Below are 15586 nucleotides of genomic sequence, written 5' to 3'. Positions count from 1 at the left end.
TCTCCACGATCACCGCGGGCCCGTGGTGATCGTGGAGCGAGCTCTGGCGAGGAACCGGTCCACCAGCGGGTCGGGATCGGCGTCGCGCCAGCACACCGACACCGTGGTACGCGCCGACTCCGGCTCGACGCCGCGGCACACGACTCCCCTGAGCCGGATCCTGCGAATGCTCGCGGGCGCCAGCGACACCCCGAACCCGGCCTCGACCAGCGCACAGACCGTCTGCCACTCCACGGCGTGCTGAGCGACCCTCGGCTCGAAGCCGGCGTCCCGGCACACCGTCACGATGCGGTCGTGCACCGTGGGACCGACGTGACGGGGCAACAGGACGAACGGTTCGTCGGCGAGTGCCGTCACCGGAACCCGTCGTAGTGACGCGAGTCGGTGGGCGACGGGAAGCACCGCGACGAACTTCTCGGTCAGGAGCGGCTCGGTGCACAAGCCGGGCTCGGCAGGCGGCTCGCGGAGCAGCCCGATGTCGATCCTCCGGTCGCGCAGGGCGGCCAGCTGTGGAGCGGTGGTCATCTCCTCGATCTCCAGGACGACGTCGGGGTTGTCGGCCCGGTAGGCGCGCAGCAGACCGGGCAACACGGTGAGTGCGAGTGACGCGGCGAACCCGACCCGCAGCCGCCCGCTCGCCCCGGTCCCGATCCGCCGAGCGGCATCCAGGCCTCGATCCAGCTCCTGAAGGGCTCGGCGCGCGGCCGGCAACAACTCGCGCCCCGTCGCGGTGAGTACGACCCGTCCGGGACCGCGGTCGAACAGCGCATGGCCGACCTTCGTCTCGAGCCGTTGGATCTGCTGGCTCAGCGGCGGTTGCGCGATCCCGAGCCGCTGAGCTGCGCGCCCGAAGTGCAGCTCCTCGGCCAGCACCACGAAGGCGTGGAGCTGGTGGAGCGCGAGTTCAGGCCGAGTCATATTCGAAGAGATATCATGCCGCGTCACTTCAGGTATTGGACGTATGCCAGCTGGTTTCCTAGCGTTCTCCCATGCACGAGCGATACGCGATAGTGAGTGGGTCGACCTTCGAGACCGAGATCGGCTACGCCAGAGCGGTGGTCGACGGCGAATGGGTCCACGTCTCGGGGACGACCGGATACGACTACGCGACGATGACGATCTCCGACGACGTCGTCGAACAGGCCGAGCAATGCCTGCGCAACATCGAGAGCGCGCTGACCGAAGCGGGGTGCACCGTCGCCGAGGTGTACCGGGTCCGCTACCTGCTCCCGGAGCGGGAGGATTTCCAGCCCTGCTGGCCGGTGCTGCGCGCGCGGTTCGGTTCGGTGCAACCCGCCGCGACGATGCTCGTGTGCGGCCTGGCCGATCCGCGCATGAAGATCGAGATCGAGGTGTACGCGCGGCGACGCCTCTGACGTCAGTCCCAGCAGGGGCAGTCTCCCGAGTCCCCCACGAACCGGGTGTCACGCCCCGGTTCGGGCGGGACGGAGCCCGAGGGCGGTCTCAGTGTGTAGCTCCGGGTCAGGTCGATCTCGTCGAAGGACGCGGCCAGATGTGTTCGGGGGAACCACGGGCCGAACACCTGGGGTGAGTCGCCGATGCCGATGAACTCGATGTCCAGCGCGACCGCCGCCCGGACATCCCAGGTGCCGTCGCCGACCGCGATGATCCGCTTCGGCGCGCGGTCTCCCCCGGCGCGATCGATCGCATCCCGCACGACGTGTTCACGGAAGGTGTGCTCGCTCGCGGTGGCCACGACAGCGGAGTCGTCCGAGGGAGCCACCGTCGCGAGCTTCCGCACCGCGACCTCGCGCATGCCGCCGGTCGCGTAGGCGATCCGGTGGTCCGCCGAGTCGTCGAGAGCGGCGAGGAAGGTCGAGGCGCCCTGAATCTCCGGCGGCGGTGCCGTCGCGGTGATCGCGGTGTACCGGTCGAGGAGCGCGCGGGCGAAACGATCCGTCTCGAGCCGGGTCGGTGTTCTGCCCCGATCACGCCGGAACAGCTCGCGGAAGATCCACGAGTCCGTGTGGTGCGTGTACTCACCCCATCCCGAGCCGGGCGCCGTCAGCTCCAGGTCGGCCAACGCATCCTCGAACGCCTGGTGGTGCTGCTCGACGCTGTTCAGCAGAGTGCCGTCGATGTCGAACACGACCAACGTGGTCATTCATCGCCTCTTCGGATCGCGCGCGGTCTTGTCCAGCTGATTCTGCTCTGCACAACTTGGCGCCGGTGACCCCGGGCGCACGGCTTGTCGCTGGATGTAGCCGATCACCCTGTGGCACGGTAGAGGTCAACTCGGTTCCACGGCCAATGGAGGTTGGTGACCCGTGTCGCTATCGCTGTATCGATCCAGATCGCGACGACGCAACTCGATAGTGGTGGTTCTCGGCCTCAGCGGCTGCCTTGCGCTCGCCGGATGCGGCGCGGTGGCGACCGGGCCGCCTCTCCTGACCTGGTACACGGTGCCGGACAACGGAGCCCAGGCGACGATCGCCCGCCAGTGTGCCGACGAGTCGCACGGCGCCTACCGGGTAGCGGTCGAGATGCTGCCGAACGACTCGACCCAGCAACGCGAACAGCTGGTGCGGCGGCTCGCGGCCGAGGACTCGTCGATCGACGTCGTCAGCCTCGACGTGGTCCTGACCGCCGAGTTCGCCAACGCCGGTTTCCTACGACCGTTCACCTCCGGGGAGACCGCCTCGATCGCGGCGGGCAAGATGGCCGCCCCGATGAGTACGGCGTACTGGAAGGACGTGCTGTACGCGGCGCCGTTGAAGACGAACACGCAGCTGCTGTGGTTCCGCAGGTCGGCCGTCGCCGCGGCCGGGGTCGATCCGAACACCCCGGGCTTCACCTGGGACGACATGCTCACCGCCGCGACCGGGCAGGGTAAGCGGATCGCCGTCCAGGGTGACCGGTACGAGGGCTATCTGGTCTGGATCAACGCGCTGGTCGAGTCGGCGGGCGGACACCTCGTCGACGATCTCGCCGCCGGCTCCGCCGCTCGGCCGGCAGTGGACGGCCCGGCCGGGCACCAGGCAGCGCGCATCGTGGGCGAGCTCGCACGCTCGTCCGCCGCGCCGGCGAACCTCTCGGTCGCACAGGAGGAGACGGGTCGCGCGGTGTTCCAGTCCGACCAGGGCATGTTCATGGTGAACTGGCCGTACGTTCTCACCGCGGCGCGCACCGCGGCGGAGAAGGGGTCGTTGCCGCGTTCCGTCGTCGACGACATCGGCTGGGCCCCGTATCCGAGGGTGACCGCCGACCGCCCGAGCAAGCCACCGCTGGGCGGCGCCAACCTCGCGGTGGGCGCGTACTCGGAAAAGGCAGCGTCTGCCGTCGCACTGGTGCAGTGCGCCACCTCGCTCGCCAGTACGACCGAGTTCATGCTCGCTGAAGGGGACCCCTCGCCCTACGCCGCCGCGTTCGAGGACCCGAGGGTCCGTGCCCTCTACCCCAACGCCGACCTCATCCGGGACTCGATCGAGGCAGGCGGGCCCCGTCCCAACACCCCGTACTACGTCGAGGTCGCGGGCTCGGTCCTCAACACCTGGCATCCACCCGCGTCGGTGACCGACCGGACGCCCGCATCGACCGACGCCTTCATGGCCGACGTGCTCAGTGGAAGGCGGCTGCTGTGAGGACGCTCCGACACCGCACCGACCGGGCGGAGCACGAGCGCAGGCTGGGCTGGTGCCTCGCCGGGCCGTCGTTCCTGATCATGCTGCTGGTGGCGGCGTATCCCCTGATCTACGCGATCGTCCTGTCACTGTTCAACTACCGGCTCACCGACCCGGACGCGCGCCGGTTCGTCGGGCTCGGCAACTATCTGACGATCCTGGGCGACCCGCTGTGGTGGAGCGACCTCGGAACCACCCTGATCATCACGGTGGTGACGGTCGCCGCCGAGCTGGTGCTCGGGTTCGTCCTCGCCTACGTCATGTTCCGGGTGGTCACCGGCCGAGGCCCGGTACGGACCGCGATCCTCATCCCCTACGGGATCGTCACCGTCGTCTCGGCGTTCGTCTGGCGCTACGGCTTCACCCTCGACTCCGGCTTCGTGAACCAGTGGTTCGGCCTTGGCGACTTCAACTGGTTCGGGCAGCGGTCCTCCGCGCTGTTCGTGATCGCCGTGTCCGAGATCTGGAAGACCACACCATTCATCTCGCTGCTCCTGCTCGCCGGGCTCGTCCAGGTGCCCGAGGAGCTCCAGGAGGCGGCGAAGGTGGACGGCGCGAGCGCATGGCAGCGTCTGCGGAAGGTCACGCTGCCCAACATGAAGGCCGCGATCATGGTCGCGCTGCTGTTCCGGACATTGGACGCATGGCGAATCTTCGACAACCCGTTCGTCATGACGAACGGCGCGAACAACACCGAGACGATCTCGTTCCTGGCCTATCGCCAGAACGTCACGCTGGTCAACCTCGGAATGGGCTCGGCTGTCTCGGTACTGCTCTTCCTGTCGGTTCTGCTCATCGCGACGCTGTTCGTCAAGGGCTTCAGGACCGACCTCTCACAGGCGCGAGGCGACCGATGAGCCGGGACAGCCGGTGGTGGACCGTCGGCGGTGTCGTCATCGTGGTCTACAGCTTCTTCCCGCTCGCCTGGATGGTGAGCCTGGCGTTCAAACCACCCTCGGACATCGTGTCCGGCAGCCCGACCTTCCTGCCGACGAGCTGGACGGTCGACAACTTCGCCACCGTGTTCAGCACCTCGCTGTTCACCAGAGCGCTGCTGAACTCGATCGGCATCTCGATCATCGCGACCGTGCTCGCGGTGGTCGTGGCGATGTTCGCCGCCTACGCGATCGCCCGGCTCGACTTCCCCGGCAGGAAGCCGCTGCTCTCGCTCGCGCTCGGCATCGCGACCTTCCCGCAGGCCGCACTGGTCGGGCCGCTGTTCGACATGTGGCGCGGGCTCGGCATCTACAACACCTGGCTGGGCCTGATCATCCCGTACCTGACGTTCGCGCTGCCGTTGTCGATCTGGACGATGTCCGCGTTCTTCCGTCAGATCCCGTGGGAGATGGAGCAGGCCGCGCAGGTCGACGGCGCCACTCCCTGGCAGGCGTTCCGCAAGGTCATCGTGCCGCTGGCCGCTCCCGGGGTGTTCACCACCGCGATCCTGACATTCTTCTTCTGCTGGAACGACTTCCTCTTCTCGATCTCGTTGACCTCGACCGACCGCGCGCGCACCGTCCCCGCCGCGCTCGCGTTCTTCCAGGGCGCCTCACGGTTCGAGTCGCCGGTTCCCTACGTGATGGCCGCCTCGGTCACCGTCACGATTCCCGTCGTGATTCTCGTGCTGCTGTTCCAGCGCAGAATCGTTGCCGGCCTGACCGCCGGCGCAGTGAAGGGCTGACCCGTCATGGCTGACATCACGATCAAGAACGTCGTCAAGCGCTACCGGGACGGCTACCCGGCGGTCAACGACGTGAGCCTGGAGATCTCCGACGGCGAGTTCATGATCCTGGTCGGGCCCTCCGGCTGCGGGAAGTCCACCCTGCTGCGGATGATCGTGGGGCTGGAGGACATCACCGACGGCGACCTGCTCATCGGCGGTGTCAGGGTGAACGACAAGGCGCCGCGCGACCGCAACCTGGCGATGGTGTTCCAGAACTACGCGCTGTACCCGCACCTGAGCGTGTTCGAGAACATCGCGTTCCCGCTGCGGCTGCGCGGCACCGAACCCGAGGAACGCATCACCGAGCTCGTCGAATCGGCCGCCGACACCCTGGAGCTGCGCGAGCATCTGGGGCGCAAGCCGGCACAGCTCTCCGGCGGCCAGCGTCAACGGGTGGCGATGGGCCGTGCCATCGTCCGTGACGCCGATGCGTTCCTGTTCGACGAGCCGCTGTCCAACCTGGACGCCAAGCTCCGGGGTCAGATGCGCACCGAGATCCTGCGCCTGCAGCGCAAGCTCGGTGTCACGACGGTCTACGTGACGCACGACCAGACCGAGGCGATGACCCTGGGTGACCGCGTGGCGGTCATGCGCAAGGGCGAGCTGCAGCAGGTGGCGAGCCCGCGCGAACTGTACGAGCAGCCGGTCAACCTGTTCGTCGCCGGGTTCATCGGATCTCCGCCGATGAACTTCCTCCCGGTCGCGGTACACGGCGACGAGCTGCGGCTACCGCTGCTGACCGTTCCCGTCCGGCCCGAGTGGAAGGACGGGATCGGCGACCGGACGGTGCTGGTCGCGGGTGTCCGCCCCGGCCATTTCGAGGACGCGGCGCTGGTCGAGCCCGCCAAGCGGGACCGCGGTCTGACCTTCACCGCCGGGATCGACGTCACCGAGTGGCTGGGCAACGAGCAGTACGCATTCGTCCCCTACGACGCGCCGGAGGACATCGCGCGACAGCTGGCGGAGCTGGAGTCCGAGCTGGACGGTGAGCGCCTGCGCACCCAGATGTGCGTCTCGCTCGACCCGACGAGCCAGGTCCGGGGAGGTGAACAGGCGACCCTGTGGCTGGACCCCACGCGCATCCACCTGTTCGACCCGCGCACCGGCGAGAACCTCACCCGCGAGTCGGGACCCTCGGCACACCGAGTCGGGCGCCTCGGCACACCGTGAGGTGCTGAGAATCCCCGCTCGGTGTGCTGAGAGCACCGACTCGCGGGCGGGGGTCGCCCGTACTCCCGCGATCGGTCGCGTCAGTCGCCCGCCAGCTCCGCCTCCGCGCGGGCGATCGCGGCGAACTCCTCCTCCGGGGCGTTCGCCACGAGGTGGTGACGGCTGTAGAACCAGAAGTAGCCGAGGGCCACCACGAACACCCCGGCGGTGATCGCTGCCGCCAACGGGTCGACGATGAACGTCGCGACGACCGCCGCCGAGGCGAGTACCAGGGCCACCCCGGTCGTCACCACGCCGCCAGGGGTCCGGTACGGGCGGTCGAGTCCGGGTTCGCGGACCCGGAGCACGATGTGCGAGACCATCATCAGTACGTACGAGACCGTCGCTCCGAACACCGCGATGTTGATCAGCAGCGCGCCGTTCTTGGTGACGGAGGCGAGGATGAAACCGATCGTCGCCGGCACGATCAGCGCGAGGTACGGCGTCTTGCGCCGTCCGGTCACCGACAACCGCCGAGGCAGGTAACCGGCACGCGACAGCGCGAAGAGCATCCGCGAATAGGCGTAGATGATCGAGAAGAAGCTGGCGACGAGACCGGCCAGCCCGACGTAGTTGACGAACTGGGCGAGCCAGGTGTCGGTGCCGAACGCCAGCCGGATCGCCTGGGGAAGCGGGTTGTCCAGGCTCTTCATCGCCGAGGCGCCCGCCGCGCCGGGACCGATGAACAGCATCAGCGCCGCGAACACGAGCAGTACCGCCAGCGCACCGAGGATGCCGCGCGGCATGTCCCGCTTGGGATCGCGCGCTTCCTCTGCCGCCAGTGGGACGCCTTCGACGGCGAGGAAGAACCAGATCCCGTACACCAGCGCCGCCAGTACGCCGGCGATCCCGAACGGCAGGAACGTGCTCGCGCCGAAGGCGTCGGTGGGTGCGATGTCGAACAGGTGCGCGAACTCGAACTTCGGCACCATGCCGACGACGAACGCGACCAGGGCCACGACCGCGATCACGGTAATCGCCAGCATCACCTTGAGGGCCTCGCCGACGCCCCACAGGTGGATCCCGACGAAGATCAGGTAGCACGCGAGGTAGACCGGCCAGCCGCTGGTCAGCCCGAAGAGCCCGAGCGACTCGACGTAGCCGCCGATGAACACCGCGATCGCGGCGGGCGCGATCGCGTACTCGATCAGGATCGCGGTACCGGTGGCGAAACCTCCGAAGGGGCCGAGTGCCCGGCGCGCGAACCCGTAGCCGGCGCCCGCCACCGGCATCGCGGTGGCGAGCTCCGCGAGGCCGAAGACCATGCAGGTGTACATCGTCGCGACGAGCAGCGAGGCGATGGCCAGGCCGCCCCAGCCGCCCTGGGCGAGACCGAAGTTCCAGCCCGCGAAGTCACCGGACACCACGTAGGCGACACCGAGCCCGGCGAGCAGCACCCACCCGGCGGCTCCCCGTTTCAGCTCACGTTGGCGCAGGTAGTCCGACTGGACCTGGTGGTACTCGACGCCGCGCTGGCTCGCCTGCTGCCCGGGTTCCTGGCTGTCGCGTCCGCCGTGCCTGACCATGGTCGCTCCCTGCTTCCAATTGGTCATAGACCAGTCCATAAGATAATTGGGATAGAGTCGAGGTTCGGTGGCGCCGCGTCAAGTACTCCGGACAAGTTGCGTGATGAGGAGGCCGGGTGGAGGTGACCCGAGGGGTGACCGCGCTGAGCGAACGCGCCGGTGACGCCCTGTTCCGCCCGGTGCGGGCCAACGTCTTCGAGGAGACCATCGAACGGCTGCTGCAGGCCATCAAGCTCGGTCTCATCGCCCCGGGCGAGCGGCTACCTCCCGAGCGGGAGCTGGCCGCGCGCCTCGACGTCAGCCGGGTGACGCTGCGTGAGGCGATCCGTTCGTTGCAGCAGGCCGGATACGTCCAGTCACGGCGCGGTCGTTACGGCGGCTCGTTCGTCACTCACCCACACCCCGGGGCCGACCATCGGGATGTGCGCTCACTGGCGCGGACGCTCGGGGCCGAGCTGGAGGACCGCCTGACCCTGCGACACGTGCTCGAGTGCGGTGCCGCCGAAACCGCGGCCCGCCGCCTGTCCAGCGCCGAGGAACGCGCCCACCTGCAGCAGCGACTGGCCGAGACCACAGCGGCGAGCCTCCCCGACTACCGACGGCTGGACTCGCGCCTGCACCTGGCCATCGCGGAGGTCGCGGGGGTGGCGTCCCTGACCAGCATGGTCGCCGATATCCGGATGCAGATGAACGAACTGCTGGACGGAATACCACTGCTCGAACAGAACATCAAGCATTCCGACGAACAACACGCGCACATCGTGGCCGCCATCCTGGCCGGCGATGCAACAGCGGCACACCGCCTGATGGCGGAACATCTTGCCGGAACAGCTGCCCTGCTCCGTGGATTCCTGAGCTGAGTTCTTTGCCTGATCGCTGACCGATCAGTTACATTGGCGTCCAATGGAACTGGCCACTCGTGACCGTATGGACGTCGCCGATACTCCGGCAACGATCATCGGTAGAACTCAGAACCCGCTCACCCGCCGTGTTCGATGGTGGTCGATAAGAACGGCATCGGCAGCGCTCGTGATTCTAGCCGGACTCTCAGTATTCTCGGGTCCAAGAATTCGAATAGCCATTACCCACGACTTTCCCGATCCGATGGTCATTCAGGCCGAGGGTGGCTACTACGCCTACTCGACGCAGAGCGGCTACGGCGACCACATCTGGCACGTGCCGGTCCAGCGCGCCGACAGCCCACAGGGCAGCTGGTCCGCGCTCGGCGACGCGATGCCGAGGCCGCCGGCCTGGACGTTGCGCGACGGGGCAGGTCACACCGACATCTGGGCTCCCGAGGTGGTCGACCGGAACGACGGCACCTACCTGTTGTACTTCACCGCGCCGGCGACCCGGCAGAACGTGCACTGCATCGGAACAGCGGTGGCCACGTCACCGGCCGGGCCGTTCGATGCCGCGCCCCAACCGTTGATCTGCGTACCCGAGACGCACGACACGAACGATCCCAGCATCTTCGTCGACGACGACGGGTCACATTATCTGCTGTACGCCAACGGCTGGGCGGGTAGCACGATCTGGTTGCAGGGAATATCCACCGACGGGCTGACGCTGGTCGGTTGCCCGAAAGCATTGATCCAGGCCGATCGGCCGGAAGAAGCGTCCATCGTGGAAGCGCCGACGCTGACGAAGCGTCTCGGAAAGTACGTACTGTTCTACTCCGGCAACGCATACAACAACGGAAGCTATTTCGTCAATTACGCGACGGCGCCGACCCTCGATGGAAAGTTCGAGAAACATCCTGGTGCACTATTGACATCCAAGGACATCGGTGTCGAGTTCATCAGTCCCGGCGGGCAGAGCCTGTTGCCGGCACGCGACCCGAGCTCTCTGGTGTTCCACGCATTCACCGGCCCGTACCAGCGCAGCATGCTCGTCGCCGGTCTCACCTGGGACGCCGAGGGAGCGCCGGTCGTCCATCTTCCGCAACCGGACTGACCGACGGCGGTGGATCCACCGTGCAGGGATCCACCGCCGCCGATCGGAGGACTACTTCGGGGGCATCCGGATCGCGCCGTCGAGGCGGATCGTCTCGCCGTTCATGTAGTCGTTGGTCAGCACCTCGACCGCCATCGAGGCGAACTCGTCGGCGTGGCCGAGGCGGTTCGGGTAGACGACGCTCTGGCCGAGCTGCGCCTTGAAGGCCTCGGCCTTCTCACCGGTGCCGTAGATCGGGGTGTCGATCAAGCCGGGTGCGATCGTGTTGACCCGAATACCGTGCCGGGCCAGGTCGCGGGCCATCGGCAGGGTCATGCCGACGACACCGCCCTTCGACGCCGAGTAGGGGGTCTGGCCGATCTGCCCGTCGAACGCGGCGGCCGACGCGGTGTTCAGGATCGCGCCGCGCGAGGTGCCGTCCTCCAGCGGGTCGGTCTTCGCCATCGCCGACGCGGCGAGCCGAGCGCAGTTGTACGAGCCGATCAGGTTGACCCGGATGACGAACTCGAAGGTCTCCAGCGGAATGGGGCTCAGGTCCCTGCCGATGATCCGCGCGGCGCGACCGAGACCGGCGGCGTTGACCAGCACCCGCAGCGGTCCCATCGCCGACGCGGCGTCGACGGCGGCCTGTACCTGCGCCTCGTCGGCCACGTCGGCCTTGGCGAAGTCGCCGCCGATCTCCTTGGCGATGACCTTTCCGGCGTCCTCGTTCACATCGAGGACGACGACCTTGGCGCCGCGTTGCGCCAGCCGGCGCGCCGTCGCCTCCCCGAGCCCCGACGCCCCTCCGGTGACGATGGCAGATGCACCCGCGATGTCCATTCCTGTCCTTCCCGCGCGTCCGATGAGCCGAGATCGACCTCAGTGTCGCGATCAGCGGTCTCCTTGACGTCAGAAGTTACCTCGCCATGAAACGATCATTCGAAACGGCGCCCGGCGGACACGCCCGACTTCTGTTCTACTGGCGAGTAGGTTGGGTGGAGGTCCGGGGAATCGTGACCTGACGCGTCGAACGGAGCGAGTGATGGGTTACGACTACGACGTGCTGGTCATCGGCTCCGGCTTCGGCGGCTCGGTCACCGCGCTACGGCTCAGCGAGAAGGGCTACCGCGTCGGCATTCTGGAAGCCGGGCGCCGATTCACCCCGGATACCTACCCCAAGACCTCCTGGGATGTGCGCAAGTTCCTGTGGGCACCCCGGCTCGGATGTTTCGGAATTCAGCGGATCCATCTGGTCCGCGACGCGGTGGTGCTCGCGGCGGCCGGCGTCGGAGGGGGATCGCTGGTGTACGCGAACACGCTCTACCAGCCCCTGAACGCCTTCTACACCGACCCGCAGTGGGCGCACATCACCGACTGGCGCAGCGAGCTGGCTCCCTACTACGACCAGGCGACCCGCATGCTCGGCGTCACCGACAACCCGGTGACGACCGAGGCCGACCGGGTCATGAAGGAGATCGCCGACGAGATGGGCGTCGGCGACACGTTCCACACGACACCCGTCGGCGTCTTCTTCGGTGGCCCGGACACGCCGCCGGGCACCACGGTCGCCGACCCGTTCTTCGGCGGGGTCGGCCCGAGCCGACAGACCTGCATCGGGTGTGGCTCGTGCATGACCGGCTGCCCGCACGGCGCGAAGAACACCCTCGACAAGAACTACCTGTACCTCGCCGAGCAACACGGCGCCGAGGTCCACCCACTCACGACCGTGACGACGGTCCGGTCGTTGTCCGACGGCGGGTACGCGGTGGACACCGCGCGCACCGGTAGGTCACCCCGACGCTCGCGGAACCGACGCACCTTCACCGCGGAGCAGGTCGTCTTCGCCGCCGGCACCTATAACACGCAGAAGCTGCTGCACCGGATGCGCGACTCGGGCGTTCTCCCCCGAATCTCCGCGCGCCTTGGCATGCTCACCCGGACCAACTCCGAGGCGATCCTGGGAGCGAAAGCACGGCGGGTCGACGTCGACTACAGCAAGGGTGTGGCCATCACCTCGTCGTTCCACCCCGACGAGCACACGCACATCGAGCCGGTGCGGTACGGAAAGGGCAGCAACGCCATGGGGCTGTTGCAGACCGCGCTGACCGATGGCGACAAGCCCTATCCGCGGTTCTTCAGCTGGGTGCGGGAGATGGTCAGCTCACCGAGACAGCTGGCGGCGCTGTCCGTCCGACACTGGTCGGAGCGCACGATCATTCTGCTGGTGATGCAGACCCTGGACAACTCGATCACGGTGTCCGGGCGGACCCGACTCGGCCGGTTCTCGCTCACCTCGAAGCAGGGACACGGCGAGCCGAACCCGACCTGGATACCGGCAGGCAACGAAGCCGCGCGCCGGGTGGCCGAGAAGATCGACGGTATCCCCGGCGGAACCGTCGGGGAGATCGCCAACATTCCGATGACCGCGCATTTCATCGGTGGCTGCGCGATCGGCGACTCGCCGGAGACCGGGGCGATCGATCCGTGGCACCGGCTCTACGGACATCCCGGGTTGCACGTCGTGGACGGCTCCGCGATCTCGGCGAACCTCGGGGTCAACCCCTCCCTCACGATCACCGCGCAGGCCGAACGCGCCATGGCGTTCTGGCCCAACCGGGGAGAGCCGGACCAGCGGCCCGTCGTCGGCTCGGAGTACCGACGGCTGAAGCCTGTCCGTCCGAACCGTCCCGCGGTGCCGGCGGAGGCGACCGGGGCTCTCCGGCTGCCGATCGTGGACGTGCGGGGATAGCCGAGCGCGCGTCGGCCGCGCCTCCCGCTGGATAGACTTGCGACGTGGTGACCGCGGCGCAGGTCAGAGAGCTGGCGCTGAGCCTGCCCCGAACAACCGCGGGTGTGGTCTCCGACAGCGTCCGCTTCAGGATCGGCAGGCTGGTCTACGCGGCGTTCTCCCGGGACGAGCAATCGATGGGTTTCGCCTACCCGAAGGAAGAACGGGCCGGGCTGGTCGCGGCCGAGCCGGACAAGTTCGCCCTGCCGCGTCCGTCGCAGATGCGTTACAACTGGGTGGTCTGCCGGCTGGACCGGCTCGACGAGGCGGAGATGCACGAGCTACTGGTCGATGCCTGGCGGATGTGCGTGCCGAAGAAGGTCGCCGCCGAATACCTCGACCGGTAGGTACGTTTCCGCCCGATTCGCGAGCGTGAAAAATAGAACGGCAATTCAAATGTCTGCGCGATCGACGCTTCGCGCAAATGATTGACGGGTCCACTGTGCTCCCGGACACTGGCCGGACTGCTCATCGAGCGCGCAGCCCACAGATTGCAAAGGAGCAGCCTGGTGGCCTCATCGACGGTGGAACCGAACAAGGGGACCGCGGATACCTCGGCCGAGGCGGTGGACGCCCGGCGCGCCCATCGAAAACTTCTGGCGGCGGGTCTCATCGGCAGCTCGATCGAGTGGTACGACTTCTTCCTCTACGGCACAGCCGCGGCATTGGTGTTCCCCCACGTGTTCTTCCCGGACAGCTCGGCGCTCATGGGCACCCTGCTCTCCTTCAGCACCTTCTGGTCGGGCTTCCTCGCCCGGCCGCTCGGCGGCGTCGTGGCCGGTCACTTCGGTGACCGCTACGGCCGCAAGCCGATGGTGGTGGTGAGCGTGGCGGCGATGGGCGCGGCCACGTTGCTCATCGGCTGCCTGCCGGGCGCGTCCACGATCGGCGTGCTGGCGCCGATCCTGCTCGTGGCGCTGCGGTTCGTCCAGGGACTGGCCTGCGGTGGCCAATGGGGCGGTATCGCGCTGCTTCTCACCGAGTCGGCCGACCCGAAGAAACGTGGTTTCGCGGGCACGTTCGGGCAGATGGGTGTGCCGTTCGGCGTCATTCTCGGAAATGTCTCCTTTCTCATAGCGACAGCCGTCATGTCGAATGAGTCATTCCTCAGCTGGGGCTGGCGAATTCCGTTCTTCTGCAGCGCCCTGCTTTTCCCGGTGGTGCTCTACATCCAGACCCGGGTGGAGGACACCCCCGAGTTCCGCCAGTTGAAACAGGCGACCGCCGGGGCCGCACCGAAGGTGGTCGCGGCACCGTTGAGTGACGCGGTCCGCAACCATTGGCGCACGATTCTACTGGGCTCGGGACTGCTCGGCGCGACGAACTGCCTGTTCTACATCAGCATCGCCGGTGTGCTCAGCTACGCGACCGCCGAGCTCGGCATGAACCGAAGCTCTCTGCTGATGATGTCGCTGCTCAGCTCCCTGGTGACCGCGCCGGTCATCCTGTGGGCAGGAGCGATGTCCGACCGGATCGGACGCAAGCCCATGATCTTCGTCGGCGCGGGCGCGCTGGTCCTGTGGGCGTTCCCCTACTTCTGGCTCGTCAACACCGCGAGTTTCGCGCTGTTCTTCATCGCCGTCACGGTTGGCGGCATCTTCCAGTCCATGACCTACGGTCCACTCGCCTCCTATCTCGGCGAGCTGTTCGACCCCAGAATCCGCTACTCGGGCGCGTCGCTCGCCTACCAGCTGGCCGCGATCACGATCAGCGGTGGCACGCCGCTCATCATGACGGCGATCATCGCCCAGACGGAGGCCACGACGTTCGTCTCCGTCTATGTAGCGTTGATGTCGCTACTGACCGTCGGATGCGCATGGGGGCTGCGCGAGACCAACCCCGCGTCGGTTCGCGCCGACCCCCACGCCGTACCCGGGCTGCGCACCTCGAGCTGAACGATCGCCGGCCCTCGGCCGGAGCGGGAGGACATGCTGATGAGCACACCGAGATTCGACCTCACCGGACGGACCGCCCTGGTGACCGGAGCCGGCAGCGGGATCGGTCAGCGACTCGCGGTCGGACTCGCGGAAGCGGGAGCCGACGTCGGGTGCCTGGACCTGGAACGGCAGCGACCCGGTCTGGCGGAGACGATCGACCGCATCGGTACGGCGGGACGGCGGGCGATCACGCTGATCGCCGACGTCACCGATGCGGACCAGGTCGACGCCGCGATCGAGGCCCACGAGAGCCAGCTGGGCCCGCTGCGCATCGCGGTGAACTGTGCGGGCATCAACCATTCCGCGCGCGCGGAGGAGATGACCGACGCGGACTGGCAGCGCATGATGTCGGTCAACCTCACCGGCGTCTTCTACTGCTGTCGCGCCGAGTCCCGCCGGATGCTCCACCACGGTGCCGGCTCCATCATCAACATCGCGTCCATGTCGGCCACGATCGCGAACCGCGGCCTCTGGCAGGTCCACTACAACACGTCCAAGGCCGGGGTGAAACACCTCACGACCTCACTTGCGCTGGAATGGGCGCTACGCGGTATCCGAGTCAATTCGATCAGCCCCGGTTACATCGCCACACCGATGATCTCCGGGCCGGAATGGAAAACGAAGACCGATCGGTTCGCCGACGAGACGCCGATGGGCCGGTTGGGGACCCCGGACGACCTGGTGGGTCCCACTGTGTTCCTCGCCAGCGATGCCGCCGCCTATTGCACCGGCACGGATCTGCTGGTGGACGGTGGTTTCACCGGTTGGTAGGAACGCGGGATCGCGGCGGTCGGCAACCGGCCGCCGCTCCCCCGTGTCTTCGC

General features: G+C 67.5%; 15 protein-coding genes. 11 read left to right on the top strand and 4 right to left on the bottom strand.

Annotation, left to right across the window (positions count from 1 at the left end; all coding sequences use genetic code 11):
- Window positions 1–9: 9 nt before the first annotated feature.
- Window positions 10–918: a LysR family transcriptional regulator gene (locus G406_RS0106270; RefSeq protein ID WP_028933184.1), complete on the bottom strand. Its 909-nt coding sequence runs from the start codon at window positions 916–918 to the stop codon at window positions 10–12.
- Window positions 919–989: 71 nt separating this feature from the next.
- On the opposite strand from G406_RS0106270, the gene G406_RS0106265 reads away from it, so the two are divergent.
- The gene (locus tag G406_RS0106265; RefSeq protein WP_028933183.1) at window positions 990–1376 is read left to right on the top strand and encodes a RidA family protein; all 387 of its coding nucleotides are present in this window, start codon (window positions 990–992) and stop codon (window positions 1374–1376) included.
- A gap of 2 nt (window positions 1377–1378) precedes the next feature.
- Here the strand turns inward: G406_RS0106265 and G406_RS0106260 are convergent, their stop codons facing one another.
- Window positions 1379–2125, bottom strand: coding sequence for an HAD family hydrolase (locus tag G406_RS0106260; protein ID WP_028933182.1), 747 nt, complete (start codon window positions 2123–2125; stop codon window positions 1379–1381).
- A 211-nt stretch (window positions 2126–2336) separates the two neighbouring features.
- On the opposite strand from G406_RS0106260, the gene G406_RS0106255 reads away from it, so the two are divergent.
- Genes G406_RS0106255 through G406_RS44910 form a run of 4 tightly spaced genes read left to right on the top strand, consistent with a single transcriptional unit; the run spans window position 2337 to window position 6534 of the window.
- Window positions 2337–3602 carry an extracellular solute-binding protein gene (locus G406_RS0106255; RefSeq protein WP_211241051.1) on the top strand — a complete coding sequence of 422 codons (1266 nt, stop codon included), beginning with the start codon at window positions 2337–2339 and terminating at the stop codon, window positions 3600–3602.
- Entirely contained in the window at window positions 3599–4498 is a 900-nt protein-coding gene (locus G406_RS0106250; protein WP_028933180.1) for a carbohydrate ABC transporter permease, read from the top strand. Before G406_RS0106255 ends, G406_RS0106250 begins: the two co-directional genes overlap by 4 nt.
- Window positions 4495–5322, top strand: a complete 828-nt coding sequence (locus G406_RS0106245; RefSeq protein ID WP_028933179.1) for a carbohydrate ABC transporter permease — start codon at window positions 4495–4497, stop codon at window positions 5320–5322. The genes G406_RS0106250 and G406_RS0106245 overlap by 4 nt, the downstream gene beginning before the upstream one ends.
- 6 nt (window positions 5323–5328) lie before the next feature.
- Window positions 5329–6534, top strand: a complete 1206-nt coding sequence (locus G406_RS44910; protein WP_051341717.1) for an ABC transporter ATP-binding protein — start codon at window positions 5329–5331, stop codon at window positions 6532–6534.
- An 80-nt stretch (window positions 6535–6614) separates the two neighbouring features.
- Here G406_RS44910 and eat read toward each other — a convergent pair whose 3' ends face one another.
- A complete protein-coding gene (gene eat, locus G406_RS44905) occupies window positions 6615–8099 on the bottom strand; it encodes an ethanolamine permease (RefSeq protein ID WP_051341716.1) in 1485 nt (494 codons plus the stop codon).
- Window positions 8100–8215: 116 nt separating this feature from the next.
- Between eat and G406_RS0106230 the strand changes: the two genes are divergently transcribed.
- Together G406_RS0106230 and G406_RS44900 are read left to right on the top strand one after the other, a co-directional pair.
- Window positions 8216–8959 carry a FadR/GntR family transcriptional regulator gene (locus G406_RS0106230; protein ID WP_245607024.1) on the top strand — a complete coding sequence of 248 codons (744 nt, stop codon included), beginning with the start codon at window positions 8216–8218 and terminating at the stop codon, window positions 8957–8959.
- Between the two features lie 43 nt (window positions 8960–9002).
- The gene (locus G406_RS44900) at window positions 9003–10055 is read left to right on the top strand and encodes a glycoside hydrolase family 43 protein (RefSeq protein WP_084215810.1); all 1053 of its coding nucleotides are present in this window, start codon (window positions 9003–9005) and stop codon (window positions 10053–10055) included.
- A 51-nt stretch (window positions 10056–10106) separates the two neighbouring features.
- Here the strand turns inward: G406_RS44900 and G406_RS0106220 are convergent, their stop codons facing one another.
- Complete coding sequence (locus G406_RS0106220; protein WP_028933177.1) at window positions 10107–10877, bottom strand: SDR family NAD(P)-dependent oxidoreductase; 771 nt, start codon at window positions 10875–10877, stop codon at window positions 10107–10109.
- A gap of 202 nt (window positions 10878–11079) precedes the next feature.
- Here G406_RS0106220 and G406_RS0106215 point away from each other — a divergent pair, with 202 nt between their 5' ends.
- The 4 genes from G406_RS0106215 (at window position 11080) to G406_RS0106200 (ending at window position 15533) form a co-directional block, all read left to right on the top strand.
- Window positions 11080–12786 carry a GMC oxidoreductase gene (locus tag G406_RS0106215; protein ID WP_028933176.1) on the top strand — a complete coding sequence of 569 codons (1707 nt, stop codon included), beginning with the start codon at window positions 11080–11082 and terminating at the stop codon, window positions 12784–12786.
- Window positions 12787–12830: 44 nt separating this feature from the next.
- On the top strand, window positions 12831–13172 hold the full coding sequence (locus G406_RS0106210; RefSeq protein ID WP_028933175.1) for an MmcQ/YjbR family DNA-binding protein: 342 nt from the start codon (window positions 12831–12833) through the stop codon (window positions 13170–13172).
- A gap of 162 nt (window positions 13173–13334) precedes the next feature.
- Window positions 13335–14720, top strand: coding sequence for an MFS transporter (locus G406_RS0106205; RefSeq protein ID WP_028933174.1), 1386 nt, complete (start codon window positions 13335–13337; stop codon window positions 14718–14720).
- Window positions 14721–14759: 39 nt separating this feature from the next.
- Window positions 14760–15533: an SDR family oxidoreductase gene (locus tag G406_RS0106200; RefSeq protein ID WP_028933173.1), complete on the top strand. Its 774-nt coding sequence runs from the start codon at window positions 14760–14762 to the stop codon at window positions 15531–15533.
- Window positions 15534–15586: the final 53 nt, after the last annotated feature.

Source organism: Actinospineispora spinosispora DSM 44797 (assembly GCF_000429025.1).
Taxonomy (GTDB): domain Bacteria; phylum Actinomycetota; class Actinomycetes; order Mycobacteriales; family Pseudonocardiaceae; genus Pseudonocardia; species Pseudonocardia spinosispora.
Note: the sequence above shows the minus strand (reverse complement) of the source record. Positions and strands in the feature narration are given on the sequence as shown.